Source organism: Streptococcus sp. 3167 (assembly GCF_013277175.1).
GTDB classification, from domain to species: domain Bacteria; phylum Bacillota; class Bacilli; order Lactobacillales; family Streptococcaceae; genus Streptococcus; species Streptococcus pseudopneumoniae.
Map to the genome: position 1 here is coordinate 1 of NZ_VMML01000014.1, position 15,262 is coordinate 15,262.

A 15,262-nucleotide genomic window follows, 5' to 3' on the forward strand; every position below is an offset into this window, starting at 1 on the left:
TTGAACTTGAAATTTGGCATAATGAGTATTAAATCAAATAAAATCCAAATATTTTGCGAACTTTTTATATTTTTTTCGTAAACCGCTTTACAAGTTCTTAAAAACATGATATAGTAATAAAGCTTAGAAAATGAGATGATGTTTTCTAGCAAATATAAACCCAAGTAAAAAATGCCTACGGACAGGCAGGGTTGAATGCCGAAGCGTGGTTGAAAAGCCACATTATTGATAGGGTTAAAAGCCTACTTTTATAAGTTGATGTTAGGACGTTTGTCCTAATTCATAAATTTTTAGTGTGGTGAAAGCACACGTCATCTTGTGAAACGATCAATAAAGTACGTAATATTTGCTACTAGAGAGTTAGGAAACATCAGGAACAGACATACTCAACAGAAACAAACATAAAAACGTCAGAAGATTGCAGAGCAGGTGAAATCCTGCTCTTTTTCATGAGTCAACCTTTAGTTCCTTAGTTTTCATAAGGTCCTAAAAATATGGAAAGGAGTATGTCTTGAAGGAATTAGATCAAAACCAAGCCCCAATTTATGAGGCCTTGGTGAAGTTGCGCAAGAAAAGGATTGTTCCCTTTGATGTTCCAGGTCACAAGCGTGGACGGGGAAATCCAGAACTTGTCGAACTGTTAGGAGAAAAATGTGTAGGCATTGATGTCAATTCGATGAAACCCTTGGATAATCTAGGACACCCTATTTCGATTATTCGAGATGCAGAGGAGCTGGCTGCAGATGCTTTTGGAGCTAGCCATGCTTTTCTCATGATTGGTGGAACAACCTCATCGGTGCAGACTATGATTCTGTCAACCTGCAAGGCAGGAGATAAGATTATTCTTCCGAGAAATGTTCACAAATCTGCCATCAATGCGCTGGTTCTATGTGGTGCCATTCCCATCTATATCGAGATGAGTGTAGATCCTAAGATTGGTATCGCTTTAGGTCTTGAAAATGACCGAGTAGCCCAGGCCATAAAGGACCATCCAGATGCCAAGGCCATTTTGATTAACAATCCTACTTACTATGGCATCTGTTCAGACCTAAAGGGTTTGACAGAAATGGCTCATGAAGCTGGCATGATGGTTTTAGTAGATGAAGCCCACGGAGCACATTTGCATTTCACGGATAAACTTCCAATTTCTGCTATGGATGCAGGTGCTGATATGGCGGCAGTTTCCATGCATAAGTCTGGTGGGAGTTTGACCCAAAGTTCGCTTCTTTTAATCGGGGAGCAGATGAATCCTGAATACGTTCGTCAGATTATCAACCTGACCCAGTCAACATCTGCCTCTTACCTGTTGATGGCTAGTTTGGATATTTCGCGTCGCAACTTGGCTCTTCGTGGTAAAGACTCTTTTGAGAAGGTCATTGAGTTATCAGAGTATGCTCGTCGTGAAATCAATGCTATCGGTGGCTACTATGCCTATTCAAAAGAGTTAATAGATGGTGTGTCGGTCTGTGATTTTGATGTAACCAAGCTGTCAGTTTACACTCAGGGTATTGGCTTAACAGGTATCGAGGTTTATGACCTCCTACGAGACGAATACGATATTCAAATTGAGTTTGGTGATATTGGCAATATCTTGGCCTATATTTCGATTGGTGACCGCATCCAAGACATCGAGCGCTTGGTCGGTGCTCTTGCTGATATCAAGAGACTCTACTCACGAGATGGGAAGGACTTGATAGCAGGAGAATATATCCAGCCCGAGTTGGTGTTATCTCCTCAGGAAGCCTTCTATTCAGAGAGAAAAAGTTTGACCTTAGATGAGTCTGTTGGACAGGTCTGTGGAGAATTTGTCATGTGCTATCCTCCAGGGATTCCTATCTTGGCTCCTGGCGAACGCATTACACGAGAAATTGTCGACTATATCCAATTTGCCAAGGAACGTGGTTGCTCCCTCCAAGGGACGGAAGATCCAGAGGTCAATCACATCAACGTCATTAAGAGAAAGGAAATCTAGATGGATTTATGGTTTTCTGAAGTTCATACTCCAGATGTGAAATTGTCCCTGAGAACAGCCAAGCAACTCTACGCTGGTAAAAGTGAATGGCAGGATATCGAAGTCTTGGATACCCCAGCTTTTGGGAAAATACTGATTTTAAATGGGCATGTCTTGTTTTCAGATGCGGATGATTTTGTCTACAATGAAATGACGGTCCACGTTCCCATGGCTGTCCACCCAAATCCCAAGAAAGTCTTGGTTATTGGAGGTGGCGACGGCGGTGTTGCCCAAGTTTTGACACTGTATCCAGAATTGGAACAAATCGATATTGTGGAACCGGATGAGATGCTAGTTGAAGTCTGTCGTGAGTATTTCCCAGATTTTGCTGCAGGGCTAGATGATCCTCGTGTTACCATTTACTACCAAAATGGGCTACGCTTTTTGCGAAACTGTGAAGATGACTACGATATTATCATCAACGATGCGACAGATCCATTTGGTCATACGGAAGGGCTCTTTACCAAGGAATTTTACGGTAATAGTTATCGTGCTCTGAAAGAAGATGGCATCATGATTTACCAGCATGGGAGTCCCTTTTTTGACGAGGATGAGTCAGCTTGCCGAAGCATGCACCGCAAGGTCAATCAAGCCTTTCCAATCAGTCGAGTTTATCAGGCTCATATCCCAACCAGTCCAGCTGGCTATTGGTTGTTTGGATTTGCATCGAAAAAATACCACCCTGTTAAAGATTTTGACAAGGAAGGCTGGAAAAAACGCCAGCTTTTCACAGAATACTACACTGCAAACTTACACGTGGGGGCCTTTATGTTGCCCAAGTATGTTGAGGACATTTTAGAAGAAGAGGAAGGAAAAAAATGAGTCGTTTATTAGTTATTGGATGTGGGGGCGTTGCCCAAGTTGCTATTTCAAAGATTTGTCAAGATAGCGAAACCTTTACAGAGATTATGATTGCTAGCCGTACCAAGTCAAAATGTGATGACTTGAAAGCGAAGCTAGAAGGCAAAACAAGTACAAAGATTGAGACAGCTGCCCTTGACGCTGACAAGGTAGAAGAAGTGATTGCCCTGATTGAAAGCTACAAACCAGAAGCTGTTTTGAACGTAGCTTTACCATATCAAGATTTAACCATTATGGATGCTTGTTTGGCAACAGGTGTTCACTATATCGACACGGCCAACTATGAAGCAGAAGATACAGAAGACCCTGAATGGCGTGCTATTTATGAGAAACGTTGTAAGGAACTTGGTTTTACTGCTTACTTTGACTACTCATGGCAGTGGGCTTATCAGGAGAAATTCAAAGAAGCTGGCTTGACAGCTCTGCTTGGTTCTGGTTTTGACCCAGGTGTGACTAGTGTCTTTTCAGCCTATGCCCTCAAACACTATTTTGATGAAATCCACTATATCGACATTTTAGACTGTAATGGTGGTGACCACGGTTATCCATTTGCGACAAACTTCAACCCAGAAATCAATCTCCGCGAGGTTTCCGCGCCAGGTTCTTACTGGGAAGATGGAAAATGGGTCGAAGTCGAAGCTATGTCTATCAAGCGTGAGTACGATTTCCCTCAGGTTGGACAAAAAGACATGTATCTTCTCCACCATGAAGAAATTGAATCATTGGCTAAGAACATTCCAGGCGTTAAACGGATTCGCTTCTTTATGACCTTTGGTCAATCTTACTTGACGCACATGAAATGTCTTGAAAATGTTGGACTCCTTCGTACGGATGCCATTAACTTTAATGGCCAAGACATCGTTCCGATTCAATTCTTGAAAGCCTTGCTTCCTGATCCTGCTAGCCTTGGACCGCGCACGGTTGGTAAAACCAATATCGGTTGTATCTTTACAGGTGTCAAAGATGGCGTTGAAAAGACTATCTACATCTACAATGTTTGCGACCATCAGGAATGTTACGCAGAAGTTGGTTCACAAGCTATTTCTTACACGACAGGCGTTCCAGCCATGATTGGGACAAAATTGGTTATGAACGGTACTTGGAAACAAGCTGGAGTTTACAACCTTGAAGAATTGGATCCAGATCCATTCATGGAAGCTTTGAATGAGTATGGTTTGCCTTGGGTTGTGGTTGAAAATCCACAAATGGTGGACTAATGAAGCTAGAACAAGTACCAACACCAGCCTATGTTATTGACTTGGCCAAGTTAGAAGCCAATTGCCGCATTCTACAATATATACAAGAAGAGACCGGCTGCAAGGTCTTGCTTGCCCAGAAGGCATATTCCCTCTACAAAACCTATCCCTTGATTAGCCAGTATCTATCTGGTACAACTGCCAGTGGTCTTCATGAAGCCAAATTGGCAAGGGAAGAATTTCCTGGTGAAGTCCATGTCTTTGCGCCAGCTTTCAAGGATACAGACTTGGAGGAATTGCTGGAGATAACGGACCATATCGTTTTTAACTCTGAGAGACAGTTGCGTAAACATGGGGCCCGTTGTCGGGATGCTGGTGTAAGTGTGGGTTTGCGACTTAACCCTCAGTGTTCAACTCAAGGTGATCACGCGCTCTATGACCCTTGTGCACCAGGTTCTCGTTTTGGAGTTACTCTAGACAAGATTCCTAGTGACTTGCTGGAATTGGTAGACGGTCTTCATTTTCATACCCTTTGCGAGCAGGGTGCAGATGATTTACAAACAACTTTGAAAGCAGTAGAAGCGCAGTTTGGTTCTTATTTACATGAAGTAAAATGGCTCAACATGGGTGGTGGTCATCACATCACAAGAGAAGGTTACGATGTGAATTTACTGATTTCAGAGATCAAACGTATCCGAGAAACTTACAATCTTGAAGTTTATATCGAGCCGGGTGAAGCCATTGCGCTCAATGCAGGTTATCTAGCAACTGAGGTATTAGATATTGTCGAAAACGGTATGGAAATCTTGGTTTTAGACGCCTCTGCGACCTGCCATATGCCTGACGTACTTGAGATGCCCTATCGTCCACCTTTGAGAAATGGCTTTGAGGCACAGGAAAAAGCCCATACCTACAGACTTTCTTCTAATACCTGTCTGACGGGCGATGTAATTGGTGATTATAGTTTTGAAAATCCAGTCCAAATCGGAGACAGACTTTATTTCGAAGACATGGCCATTTACTCATTTGTCAAAAATAATACCTTTAATGGTATTGGATTACCAAGTCTCTATCTCATGGACGAAAAGGAAGACTGCAGCTTAGTCAAAGCCTTCGGCTATCAAGATTTTAAAGGGAGATTATCATGATGGGCAGTCCAAAAAAATTAGGCTATCGTATGCCAGCAGAGTATGAAACCCACCATGGTACTCTCATGATATGGCCGACTCGACCAGGATCATGGCCTTTTCAAGGAAAAGCTGCTAAAGCAGCATTTAGCCAGATTATCAAAACTATTGCTCAAGGGGAAAGAGTCTATCTTTTGGTGGGCCAAGACCACTTAGCTGAAGCCCAAGACTACCTTGGAGATAGCGTTGTTTATTTAGACATTCCTACCAATGATGCCTGGGCGCGTGATACAGGTCCGACTATTCTTGTCAATGATGAAGGCCAGAAATTAGCCGTGGATTGGTCTTTCAATGCTTGGGGTGGTGCTGTTGATGGTCTCTACCAAGACTATGAAGATGATGACCAAGTAGCCCGTCGTTTTGCTGAAACCTTGGAAATGCCTGTCTATGATGCTAAACCTTTTGTACTGGAAGGAGGCGCAATCCATAGCGATGGTCAAGGAACTATTCTCGTAACTGAAAGTTGCTTGCTTAGTCCTGGTCGCAATCCTAACTTGACTAAAGAGGAGATTGAAAACACATTATTAGAAAGTCTTGGTGCTGAAAAAGTTATTTGGCTTCCTTATGGTATTTATCAGGATGAAACCAATGAACACGTCGATAATGTTGCTGCCTTTGTTGGTCCTGCTGAGCTTGTTTTGGCTTGGACAGATGACGAAAATGATCCCCAGTATGCCATGTCAAAAGCAGATCTCGAATTCTTAGAGCAAGAAACAGATGCAAAAGGTCGTCACTTCACTATTCATAAACTTCCAATTCCAGCTCTTCATCAAGTTGTAACCGAAGAGGATTTGCCAGGCTACATCTATGAAGAAGGAGAAGAAGAGCGATACGCAGGTGAACGACTAGCAGCTTCCTACGTAAACTTTTATATTGCCAACAAGGCTGTCCTAGTTCCTCAGTTTCAAGATAAAAACGACCAAGTAGCCTTAGATATTCTCAGTGAGTGTTTCCCAGACCGTAAAGTTGTCGGAATTCCAGCCAGAGATATTCTCTTAGGTGGTGGCAATATCCACTGTATCACCCAACAAATCCCAGAATAGGAGAAAAAGATGAGAAATGTAAGAGTTGCAGCCATTCAGATGCAATGCGCCAAGGATGTGGCAACAAATATTCAAACAGCGGAGCGCTTAGTACGTCAGGCTACAGAACAAGGCGCTCAAATCATTCTCTTACCAGAGTTGTTTGAACGTCCCTATTTCTGTCAGGAACGTCAGTATGACTACTACCAGCATGCCCAGTCGGTGACAGACAATACAGCTATTCAGCATTTTAAAACCATTGCCAAGGAGCTAAAGGTCGTTTTACCAATCAGTTTCTATGAAAAAGATGGTAATGTCTTGTATAACTCTATTGCCGTCATTGATGCAGATGGTGAGGTGCTGGGTGTTTATCGAAAGACCCACATACCAGATGACCATTATTATCAAGAAAAATTTTATTTCACACCTGGCAACACAGGTTTCAAGGTCTGGGATACTCTCTATGCCAAGATCGGGATCGGTATCTGTTGGGATCAATGGTTCCCTGAAACAGCCCGCTGTCTTGCGTTAAATGGTGCTGAATTGCTCTTTTATCCTACAGCCATTGGTTCAGAGCCAATTTTAGATACGGATAGTTTTGGTCATTGGCAACGTACCATGCAAGGACACGCAGCAGCAAATATTGTTCCAGTCATCTCAGCCAATCGTTATGGATTGGAAGAGGTCACGCCTAGTGAGGAAAATGGCGGACAGAGTTCCAGTCTTGACTTCTACGGTTCCTCCTTTATGACGGATGAAACAGGAGCTATTCTAGAACGAGCTGAAAGACAAGAAGAAGCTGTTCTGTTAGCTACTTATGACCTAGACAAGGGAGCAAGTGAACGCCTAAACTGGGGCTTGTTTCGAGATAGAAGACCAGAAATGTATCAACGAATTACGGACTAGTAGGGGAGAAATGAGAGGTTCATTCTGCTAGACTAACTTCTTATTAGCAACTATAAGATACTATGGTATTCTAGTAAATCGATTTTTATGATTCACTATTCTTTTATCTTGATTAGTCCGTATTTTATACTAGACTTCCTGCAAAACTAGAATCCTAGTTCATGATTGATAATACCAACAATCAAATTCATTCGTAATCCGAAGCGTTTACGATGATTTCGATAGGTTGTTGAAAACATTTTAAACGTTTTTACTTTGGCAAAGATGTTCTCAACCTTGCTTCTCTCCTTAGATAGCGCATGGTTACAGGCTTTCTCTTCAGCTGTTAGTGGCTTGAGTTTGCTGGATTTACGTGGAATTTGTGCTTGAGGATATATCTTCATGAGCCCTTGATAAGCACTGTCAGCCAAGATTTTACCAGCTTGTCCGATATTTCTGCGACTCATTTTGAACAACTTCATATCATGACAATAGTTCACAGTGATCTCCAAAGAAATAATTCTCCCTTGACTTGTGACAATCGCTTGAGCCTTCATAGCGTGGCATTTCTTTTTACCAGAATAATTCGCTAATTGTTTTTTAAGGCGATGGATTTTTACTTCCGTCGCATCAATCATTACCGTGTCCTCAGAACTGAGAGGAGGTCTTGAAATCGTAAAACCACTTTGAACAAGAGTTACTTCAACCCATTGACTCCGATGGGTTAAGTTGCTTTCGTGGATACCAAAATCAGCCGCAATTTGTTCATAAGTTCGATATTCTCGCACATATTGAAGTCGCCATAAGAAGGTATTCTAGGCTTAGTTTAGGTTTTCGTCCCCCTTTTGCGTGTTTACCTTGATAAGCTGTTTTCAATACAGCTAACATCTCTTCAAAAGTCGTGCGCTGAACAGCAACAAGGAGCTTAAATCGTGTATCAGTTAGTTGTTTACTTGCTTCATAATTTTATTGTATCATATTTTTGTTTCACAGGAAGTCTATTATATTTAAGGATATTTGAAAGCTGTATTTTAGAAAAACAATTATGGAGTTTTGATATTTTCTTAGTTTCAAACAAGCATGTTATAATAAAGCTATGGCATATAGTACAGATTTTAAACATCGAGAATTAGATTACATCAAAGAGGGGCACAGCCATGTCGAGGCAGCCAAGGTTTTTGATGTTGGCGTCAGAACTCTCTTCATGTGGGAAAAGAAAGACGTGAACAAGGACACTCATACTAAGCTAAAATAAAAAAGCATTATATAGTAGTAATATGAAATCAACTAAAGAAGAAATCCAAGATATCAAAACACTTTTAAAAGACTCTAGTACAGCTAAATATCATAAACGCCTTCAAATCGTTCTATTTCGTCTGATGGGTAAATCTTATAAAGAGATTATAGAGCTTTTAGGCTGTAATCAAACAACGATTTGGCCAACTGTAAAAAAATATGAGGAGTTCGGACTCGACTCTCTCCTTCAAGAAACACGTGGTGGTCGTAACCATGCATATATGACAATTGAGGAAGAGAAAGCCTTTCTTGCCCGTCATTTGAAGGCTGCAGAGGCAGGAGAATTTGTTACAATTGATGCCTTATTTCAGGCTTATAAAAAGGAGTTAGGTTCTTCCTACACACGTGATGCCTTTTATCAACTCTTGAAGCGCCATGGTTGGCGAAATATTAGGCCACGTCCAGAACATCCCAAGAAAGCAGACGTTCAAACCATTGTCGCGTCTAAAAATAAAATCTCAATTCAAGAAGACAAGAAAGCGCTTTAAAACCAGTAGGCATTTTCGTAAGGTTCGCTTGATGTACCAAGATGAGGCTGGTTTCGGTAGAATCAGTAAACTGGGATCTTGTTGGGCTCCAATGGGGAGTAGGTCCACATGTCCATAGTCACTATATACGAGAATTTCGCTATTGTTATGGAGCTGTTGATGCCCATATTGGAAGATATCATGAATCAACTTCAAGATGTTATACAAGGACTGGAGAAGGAGGTGATAAAGTCCATCGTTAATCGGAGATGGACTAGAATGCTTTTTGAAAGCAGATGAGTATTAGATTATGAAGCAGAGCTGGAAGACGCTGAGATTTTAGGAAAGTTTTGGAATAAGGAAGGTTACTATATTATAGTTTATAACAATGCTAAAAAAGCCCCTGAACTGTTCAAGGTAGAGTTCTCTGAGTGGAAGCGTATGCATATAGGGGAGACATATTAGACAGCGTTAGGGGGATACACTTACTTTTAAGTATCAAAAAAATGAGCACTTCCGTAATTGGAAATGCTTGTTTTTTGATATGTTTAGACTCTTATACTCAATGAAAATCAAAGAGCAAACTAGGAAACTAGGAAACTAGCCGCAGGTTGTTCAAAGCACTGCTTTGAGGTTGTAGATAAGACTGACGAAGTCAGTTACATATATCTACGGCAAGTCGACGTTGACGTGGTTTGAAGAGATTTTCGAAGAGTATTAGTCTTTATTTTCGTATGGCAAGATCAAGTTCAAGATGATTCCTGTCATGGCTGAAAGAGCAGTACCTGAAAGTGTAACTGGACCAAGTTTAAGGACAGCTCCTCCAAGTCCAAGAACCAACATAGCACTTGCGATGATGAGGTTTCGCATTTGAGCGAAATCAACACGTTCTTTAATCAAGACTTTCAAACCATTGCTGGCGATAACCCCATAGAGAAGGATTGACATACCACCAAGTACAGCGTTTGGAATAGTTGAAATCAAGGCAGTGAATTTACCAAGGAAGCTGAGGGCAATCGCGATGAAGGCAGCGTTACGGATAACTGAGACAGAAGCGATACGAGTCATACCGATAACCCCTGTATTTTCTCCGTAAGTTGTATTGGCTGGTCCACCAAGGAAGGCAGAAACAGAAGTTGCGATACCGTCACCAAGAAGAGTACGGTGGAGACCTGGTTCTTTTAAGAATTGACGGTCACAGATTTGACCCAAAACAGTATGGTCTCCGATATGTTCAGAAATTGTTACGATAGCGATTGGCAAGATAGCGATGGCTTCTGGACCAAAGTAAAGATTGTATTCTTTAAAGGCACCACCTGTGTTAAATGGCAAGTAGAAACCAGGAATTTCAAACCAGTTAGCTTTAAGAACTGGTGTAAAGTCAACCAAGCCAAGAGTTAGTGCGAAGAGGTAACCACCGATAATGGCAAAGAGAAATGGAATGATTCGTAGGAATCCTTTTCCCTTTGTATTGATAAAGGCAGCAATCAAGAAAGTAACAACTGCTACAAGAGCATTTTTCCAATTCCCATCAGCTACAAGACCAGCGTTGGTAACAGCTGAACCTGCAAGTCCAAGACCGATAACGATGATCATAGGTCCGATGATGATTGGTGGCAAGAGTTTATCAATCCATTTTGTTCCTACAAATCGGATGCTGGTAGCAACAAGGACATAGACCAAACCAGTCAAGATAACCCCTGTTTGAGCAGCAGATACATCCCCACCCATTTCTTTCATAGCCAGTGACATAGCTGTGATAAAAGCAAATGAAGAACCTAGATAAACTGGAACTTTAAAACCAGTTGAAATCATGTAGATGAGTGTTCCAACACCTGAAGCAAAAAGGGCAACAGATACAGGCATTCCCAAAATCAAGGGTACCAAGATGGTCGCACCAAACATGGCGAAAACGTGTTGGAAGCTAAGGAGAATTCCTTTTCCAGCCGAAGGACGTTGGTCAACGTCTAGTAACAAATCAACAGTTGATTCTTGTTTCATATAAACCTCACTTTTGGGCATCAAAAAAGAGCCCATTATTTTACAGCAATAGGCCCTCAGAGTAAGACTTCTCTAAAATCTAAACTTTAAAGAGTTTCAAGTATTTCTGTGTCTTCGTCACCTCACGGGATGACATTAAAAACCTTTGCTTAGGATAGTATAGCAGAAAAAAATGATTTTGTAAATCATTTTTTCCCGAGCCTAAAAATAAAAGAGCGAGGTTGATTTTGTAAATATTTTTTTACTAAAAAGATTAAAGTGGGCGTTTATTTGGCATACCAGCCTTACGTGGATATTTATTTGGCGTTTCTTTTTTCTTTTCTACAACTGTCATATAACGCGGATCTCCATTTGGTAGGGCGTAGCTGAGATTGTCTTCGACTTTACTGAAGAGGAGGTTGAGGGCATTCTTAGCTTCTAATAATTCCTCAGGGGCATTGCTGGCCTTGAGTGCCAATAGTTTTCCGCCAACTTTAAGGTAAGGAATTGCCAATTCAGATAAAACCTGCATGCGGGCAACCGCACGAGCTGTTACAAAATCATATTGAGCACGGAAGTTCTTGTCTTGGGCAAAATCTTCGGCACGTCCGTGGTAGAAATGAACTCCGTTCAAATCCAATTCTTGAGCCAAAAGTTGCAGGAAGTTGATACGTTTATTGAGCGAATCAATGATGGTCACATCTAACTGAGGATAGAGGATTTTCATCGGCAGACTAGGAAATCCTGCCCCAGCTCCAATATCAAGCAATTTGATAGTTTCATTGGGAATCAAGCCTTGAAGAATGGGTGCAATCGAATCGTAAAAATGTTTGAGATAAACTTCTTCCTTGTCCGTAATAGCTGTTAAATTAATCTTTTCATTCCACTCAACCAAGAGTTCAAAATAACGATCAAATTGTTTTTTTTGCTGGTCCGAAAGTGGAAGATTTTGCTCGGCAAGCAAGTTGTAAAATGTTTCTGGTTTCATAGTTATTTCCTTCTTTAGTATCATCTTATTTTACCACAATCATTAAAAATTTGATATACTGGTACTAATCTAAAAGCAGAAAGGACTTATATCATGACTTGGATTATTCTTGGAGTTTTAGCTCTTATTGTTATTTTTGTGATTGTTAGCTATAACGGTTTGGTTAAAAATCGTATGCAAACAAAGGAGGCTTGGAGCCAGATTGATGTTCAGTTGAAACGTCGAAATGACCTCTTGCCAAACTTGATTGAAACTGTAAAAGGTTATGCTAAATATGAAGGTTCTACCCTTGAAAAGGTAGCAGAACTACGTAACCAAGTGGCAGCAGCGACTTCACCAGCAGAAGCTATGAAAGCTAGTGATGCCCTCACTCGTCAGGTTTCAGGTATTTTTGCAGTTGCAGAAAGCTATCCAGATTTGAAAGCTAGTGCCAACTTTGTTAAATTGCAAGAGGAGTTGACAAACACAGAAAATAAAATTTCTTACTCTCGTCAACTTTATAACAGTGTTGTCAGCAACTACAATGTAAAATTAGAAACTTTCCCAAGCAATATTATCGCTGGAATGTTTGGATTTAAAGAAGCAGATTTCCTTCAAACACCAGAAGAGGAAAAGGTAGTTCCTAAAGTTGATTTTAGCGGTTTAGGTGACTAAGATGTTGTTTGATCAAATTGCAAGCAATAAACGAAAAACGTGGATTTTGTTGCTGGTATTTTTCCTACTCTTAGCTCTTGTTGGTTATGCGGTTGGTTACCTCTTTATGCGGTCTGGGATTGGTGGTTTGGTTATCGCACTGATTATCGGCTTTATCTATGCCTTGTCCATGATTTTTCAATCAACAGAGATTGTCATGTCCATGAACGGGGCGCGTGAGATTGATGAACAAACGGCACCAGATTTCTACCACGTAGTGGAAGATATGGCTATGGTCGCTCAGATTCCTATGCCCCGTGTTTTCATCATTGATGATCCAGCCTTAAATGCCTTTGCGACAGGTTCTAACCCTCAAAATGCGGCGGTTGCTGCGACTTCAGGTCTACTAGCTATCATGAATCGTGAAGAACTAGAAGCTGTTATGGGACATGAAGTCAGTCATATTCGTAATTATGATATCCGTATTTCGACTATTGCAGTTGCCCTTGCTAGTGCTATCACCATGCTTTCTGGTATGGCAGGTCGTATGATGTGGTGGGGTGGAGCAGGTCGCAGACGAAGTGATGATGACCGAGATGGAAATGGTCTTGAAATCATTATGCTAGTGGTTTCCCTACTAGCTATTGTACTGGCACCTCTCGCTGCAACCTTGGTTCAGCTCGCTATTTCTCGTCAGAGGGAATTTCTGGCAGATGCATCTAGTGTCGAGCTGACTCGCAATCCCCAGGGAATGATTAATGCCCTAGATAAGTTGGACAATAGCAAACCTATGAGTCGCCACGTCGATGATGCTAGCAGTGCACTTTATATCAATGATCCTAAGAAAGGGGGAGGGTTCAAAAAACTCTTTTATACCCACCCACCTATCTCAGAACGGATTGAACGTTTAAAACATATGTAAAATGAAGGCTGGAAAAAGTCTTTAAAATCTGAAAAACGCATAATATCAGGTGTGAAAACTTGATATTATGCGTTTTATTATGGGAAGATTTACTTCTTTTTCTCCTAAAATTGTGTTTTTGCCCCACATATTTGCGATGTTGAAAATTTATAAATCTTGAAAATTAACTACCTCCAAACCGTGTTCTGTTAAGCGATAGATGATTGAACAGATCTCTTTTAAGAAACAACGGTCATGCGAAACAGTGATGAGACCACCAGGATAAGTGGCAAAGAGTTTTCTAATTTCGGGTTGAGAAGTTGGAGAAAAGTTTCGTGTGGGTTCATCTAGCAGGAGAAAGTTTGGTTTGCGCAAGACTAAATCCAAAAGCAGGAGTTTTCCTTGTTGTCCGCCAGATAAGAAGCGAATTTGATGCTGCATTTCTGGATAACTGAAATTGAGACTGGCTAAGTGAGATTGGATTTTTTGTAGTTCCTCTTTTTCCCCAGTTTTACTTAGATAGGCTATTGGTGATAAATCCAATTGCAGTTTTTGCTGGTAATCTTGTGGCATATAACCAAGCGAAATCTCTCTTTTAGCATTAAAAAGTTGCTGTAACTTGGCTAATAGGGTCGATTTTCCAATACCATTTGGCCCTATAATACCGATTTTTTCTTGGCCACGGACAGTTAATTGTAGTTCTTGCACCAAAATTCGCTCGCCAATGGATAAATTTTCTTTTTCCAGTTGGATTAAGACTTTAGAAGTAGGTAATGGCTGTATATCTGAGAAGAAAAGTCTGATTTCTTCCTCTTCAAGTGGCTTTTGGGTCATGGCCTGAGCTGCTCTTTCGTAGCGTTTTTCTTGTGAGAGGACAGTTTTCATCTTTTTAGCCAATAGGCGACCGGCAGTACTGTCTTTGGTAGCTCGAAGAGCAGTTTCTACATTTTGTTTAACTCGTTGATGTTTTTCCATGGTTTTATCGTAGGCTCTTTGGTCGTTGGCTGCTTGCTGGGTTTGTCTGGCAAAATTAGCCTTTCTCTGCTCACTATAACTATCATAGTCTAAATGCTCTACTAGTGTTTCTGCTTCTTTACGGTGCTTGACCAGTCGCAAGTGAACAATAGTGTCTGCCGTTTCAGAAAGAAAGTCCTCATCATGGGAAATGAAAATAACGGTTTGCCGAATCTTGCGCATTTGACCTTTTAGCCAATCAACCGTCTCAAGATCCAAGTCATTTGAAGGTTCATCTAAAAATAGAATCTCAAAAGGTTTGGCTAACTCATGGATGAGCTGAATTTTCAAAGCTTCACCCCCTGATAGACTACCAATCTCTTGGTCGCTTGCGAAACGATTGCTATCAAAATGCAATTCCTCAGCTAAACGATAGAGGACACTGTAATCTAAATCAATAGTATCTAAAAAGAAGTAGTCGTGTAGAGTTCTATTTTTCAGGTCCTCAGGAAGTTTTTGAGGAATGTAGGCTATTGATTGATAATCAGATTGAATGTCTCCCCCGATAGTGAAATCAGGCAAAGTTTCCCCCATTAAAATTTTAAGTAAGGTGGATTTGCCATTTCCTTCTTCACCAATAATAGCGACCTTTTCCCTGTCTTGGATGGTCATGCTGAGGTCAGAGACAAGGTCTCGTAAATCTTTGTTTTGTGTGATGGTCAGGTGATTGATTTTTATCATATGATTGCCCTTTCTAGAATGTTGATACTACATAACAAAAAGCTCTACTTTACCTAGTAGAGCCCAAAGTCTATGTCAAAAAAACTCTATTAATACTCTTCGAAAATCTCTTCAAACCACGTCAGCGTCGCCTTACCGTA

At 40.9% G+C, this 15,262-nt stretch carries 11 protein-coding genes and 3 pseudogenes; 10 read left to right on the forward strand and 4 right to left on the reverse strand.

Translation table 11 applies throughout. The features are described 5' to 3' along the window. Window positions 1-511: 511 nt before the first annotated feature. From HT678_RS02165 to aguB, 6 genes are read left to right on the forward strand one after another with little or no spacing between them, the layout of a single operon-like run. Window positions 512-1,972 carry an aminotransferase class I/II-fold pyridoxal phosphate-dependent enzyme gene (locus tag HT678_RS02165; protein WP_172924559.1) on the forward strand — a complete coding sequence of 487 codons (1,461 nt, stop codon included), beginning with the start codon at window positions 512-514 and terminating at the stop codon, window positions 1,970-1,972. After that, a complete protein-coding gene (gene speE / locus HT678_RS02170) occupies window positions 1,973-2,833 on the forward strand; it encodes a polyamine aminopropyltransferase (RefSeq protein ID WP_000366713.1) in 861 nt (286 codons plus the stop codon). It begins immediately after the preceding gene. Further along, window positions 2,830-4,089, forward strand: coding sequence for a saccharopine dehydrogenase family protein (locus HT678_RS02175; protein WP_049544626.1), 1,260 nt, complete (start codon window positions 2,830-2,832; stop codon window positions 4,087-4,089). The genes speE and HT678_RS02175 overlap by 4 nt, the downstream gene beginning before the upstream one ends. Further along, window positions 4,089-5,216, forward strand: coding sequence for a carboxynorspermidine decarboxylase (nspC, locus tag HT678_RS02180; RefSeq protein ID WP_166736502.1), 1,128 nt, complete (start codon window positions 4,089-4,091; stop codon window positions 5,214-5,216). The genes HT678_RS02175 and nspC overlap by 1 nt, the downstream gene beginning before the upstream one ends. Then, window positions 5,213-6,298 carry an agmatine deiminase gene (aguA, locus tag HT678_RS02185; protein WP_172924560.1) on the forward strand — a complete coding sequence of 362 codons (1,086 nt, stop codon included), beginning with the start codon at window positions 5,213-5,215 and terminating at the stop codon, window positions 6,296-6,298. Before nspC ends, aguA begins: the two co-directional genes overlap by 4 nt. A gap of 9 nt (window positions 6,299-6,307) precedes the next feature. Continuing rightward, entirely contained in the window at window positions 6,308-7,183 is an 876-nt protein-coding gene (gene aguB / locus HT678_RS02190; RefSeq protein WP_050208470.1) for an N-carbamoylputrescine amidase, read from the forward strand. A 146-nt stretch (window positions 7,184-7,329) separates the two neighbouring features. Here the strand turns inward: aguB and HT678_RS02195 are convergent. Next, window positions 7,330-8,128, reverse strand: a pseudogene (locus tag HT678_RS02195) (IS5 family transposase); the annotation flags it as partial. 130 nt (window positions 8,129-8,258) lie between these two features. Here HT678_RS02195 and HT678_RS02200 point away from each other — a divergent pair. Together HT678_RS02200 and HT678_RS02205 are read left to right on the forward strand one after the other, a co-directional pair. Further along, a pseudogene (locus tag HT678_RS02200) lies at window positions 8,259-8,398 on the forward strand (IS630 transposase-related protein); the annotation flags it as partial. Window positions 8,399-8,439: 41 nt separating this feature from the next. Further along, window positions 8,440-9,225, forward strand: a pseudogene (locus HT678_RS02205) (IS630 family transposase). 417 nt (window positions 9,226-9,642) lie between these two features. Here HT678_RS02205 and HT678_RS02210 read toward each other — a convergent pair. Continuing rightward, window positions 9,643-10,926 carry a solute carrier family 23 protein gene (locus HT678_RS02210; protein ID WP_050208611.1) on the reverse strand — a complete coding sequence of 428 codons (1,284 nt, stop codon included), beginning with the start codon at window positions 10,924-10,926 and terminating at the stop codon, window positions 9,643-9,645. A 253-nt stretch (window positions 10,927-11,179) separates the two neighbouring features. Then, window positions 11,180-11,893, reverse strand: a complete 714-nt coding sequence (rsmG, locus tag HT678_RS02215; protein WP_172924561.1) for a 16S rRNA (guanine(527)-N(7))-methyltransferase RsmG — start codon at window positions 11,891-11,893, stop codon at window positions 11,180-11,182. Between the two features lie 93 nt (window positions 11,894-11,986). On the opposite strand from rsmG, the gene HT678_RS02220 reads away from it, so the two are divergent. Both HT678_RS02220 and htpX read left to right on the forward strand, forming a co-directional pair. Then, window positions 11,987-12,547, forward strand: coding sequence for a LemA family protein (locus tag HT678_RS02220; RefSeq protein ID WP_023936539.1), 561 nt, complete (start codon window positions 11,987-11,989; stop codon window positions 12,545-12,547). A 1-nt stretch (window position 12,548) separates the two neighbouring features. Further along, window positions 12,549-13,448, forward strand: coding sequence for a zinc metalloprotease HtpX (gene htpX / locus HT678_RS02225; protein WP_023934415.1), 900 nt, complete (start codon window positions 12,549-12,551; stop codon window positions 13,446-13,448). Between the two features lie 147 nt (window positions 13,449-13,595). On the opposite strand, the gene HT678_RS02230 is transcribed toward htpX, so the two are convergent. Then, window positions 13,596-15,122, reverse strand: a complete 1,527-nt coding sequence (locus HT678_RS02230) for an ATP-binding cassette domain-containing protein (protein ID WP_023934417.1) — start codon at window positions 15,120-15,122, stop codon at window positions 13,596-13,598. Window positions 15,123-15,262: the final 140 nt, after the last annotated feature.

Excerpts from the sequence above, each read along its gene's own strand:
- speE (WP_000366713.1), top strand. The coding sequence starts at position 1,973 with ATGGATTTATGGTTTTCTGAAGTTCATACTCCAGATGTGAAATTGTCC.
- HT678_RS02175 (WP_049544626.1), top strand. The coding sequence starts at position 2,830 with ATGAGTCGTTTATTAGTTATTGGATGTGGGGGCGTTGCCCAAGTTGCT.
- nspC (WP_166736502.1), top strand. The coding sequence starts at position 4,089 with ATGAAGCTAGAACAAGTACCAACACCAGCCTATGTTATTGACTTGGCC.
- aguA (WP_172924560.1), top strand. The coding sequence starts at position 5,213 with ATGATGGGCAGTCCAAAAAAATTAGGCTATCGTATGCCAGCAGAGTAT.
- aguB (WP_050208470.1), top strand. The coding sequence starts at position 6,308 with ATGAGAAATGTAAGAGTTGCAGCCATTCAGATGCAATGCGCCAAGGAT.
- HT678_RS02210 (WP_050208611.1), bottom strand. The coding sequence starts at position 10,926 with ATGAAACAAGAATCAACTGTTGATTTGTTACTAGACGTTGACCAACGT.
- rsmG (WP_172924561.1), bottom strand. The coding sequence starts at position 11,893 with ATGAAACCAGAAACATTTTACAACTTGCTTGCCGAGCAAAATCTTCCA.
- HT678_RS02220 (WP_023936539.1), top strand. The coding sequence starts at position 11,987 with ATGACTTGGATTATTCTTGGAGTTTTAGCTCTTATTGTTATTTTTGTG.
- htpX (WP_023934415.1), top strand. The coding sequence starts at position 12,549 with ATGTTGTTTGATCAAATTGCAAGCAATAAACGAAAAACGTGGATTTTG.
- HT678_RS02230 (WP_023934417.1), bottom strand. The coding sequence starts at position 15,122 with ATGATAAAAATCAATCACCTGACCATCACACAAAACAAAGATTTACGA.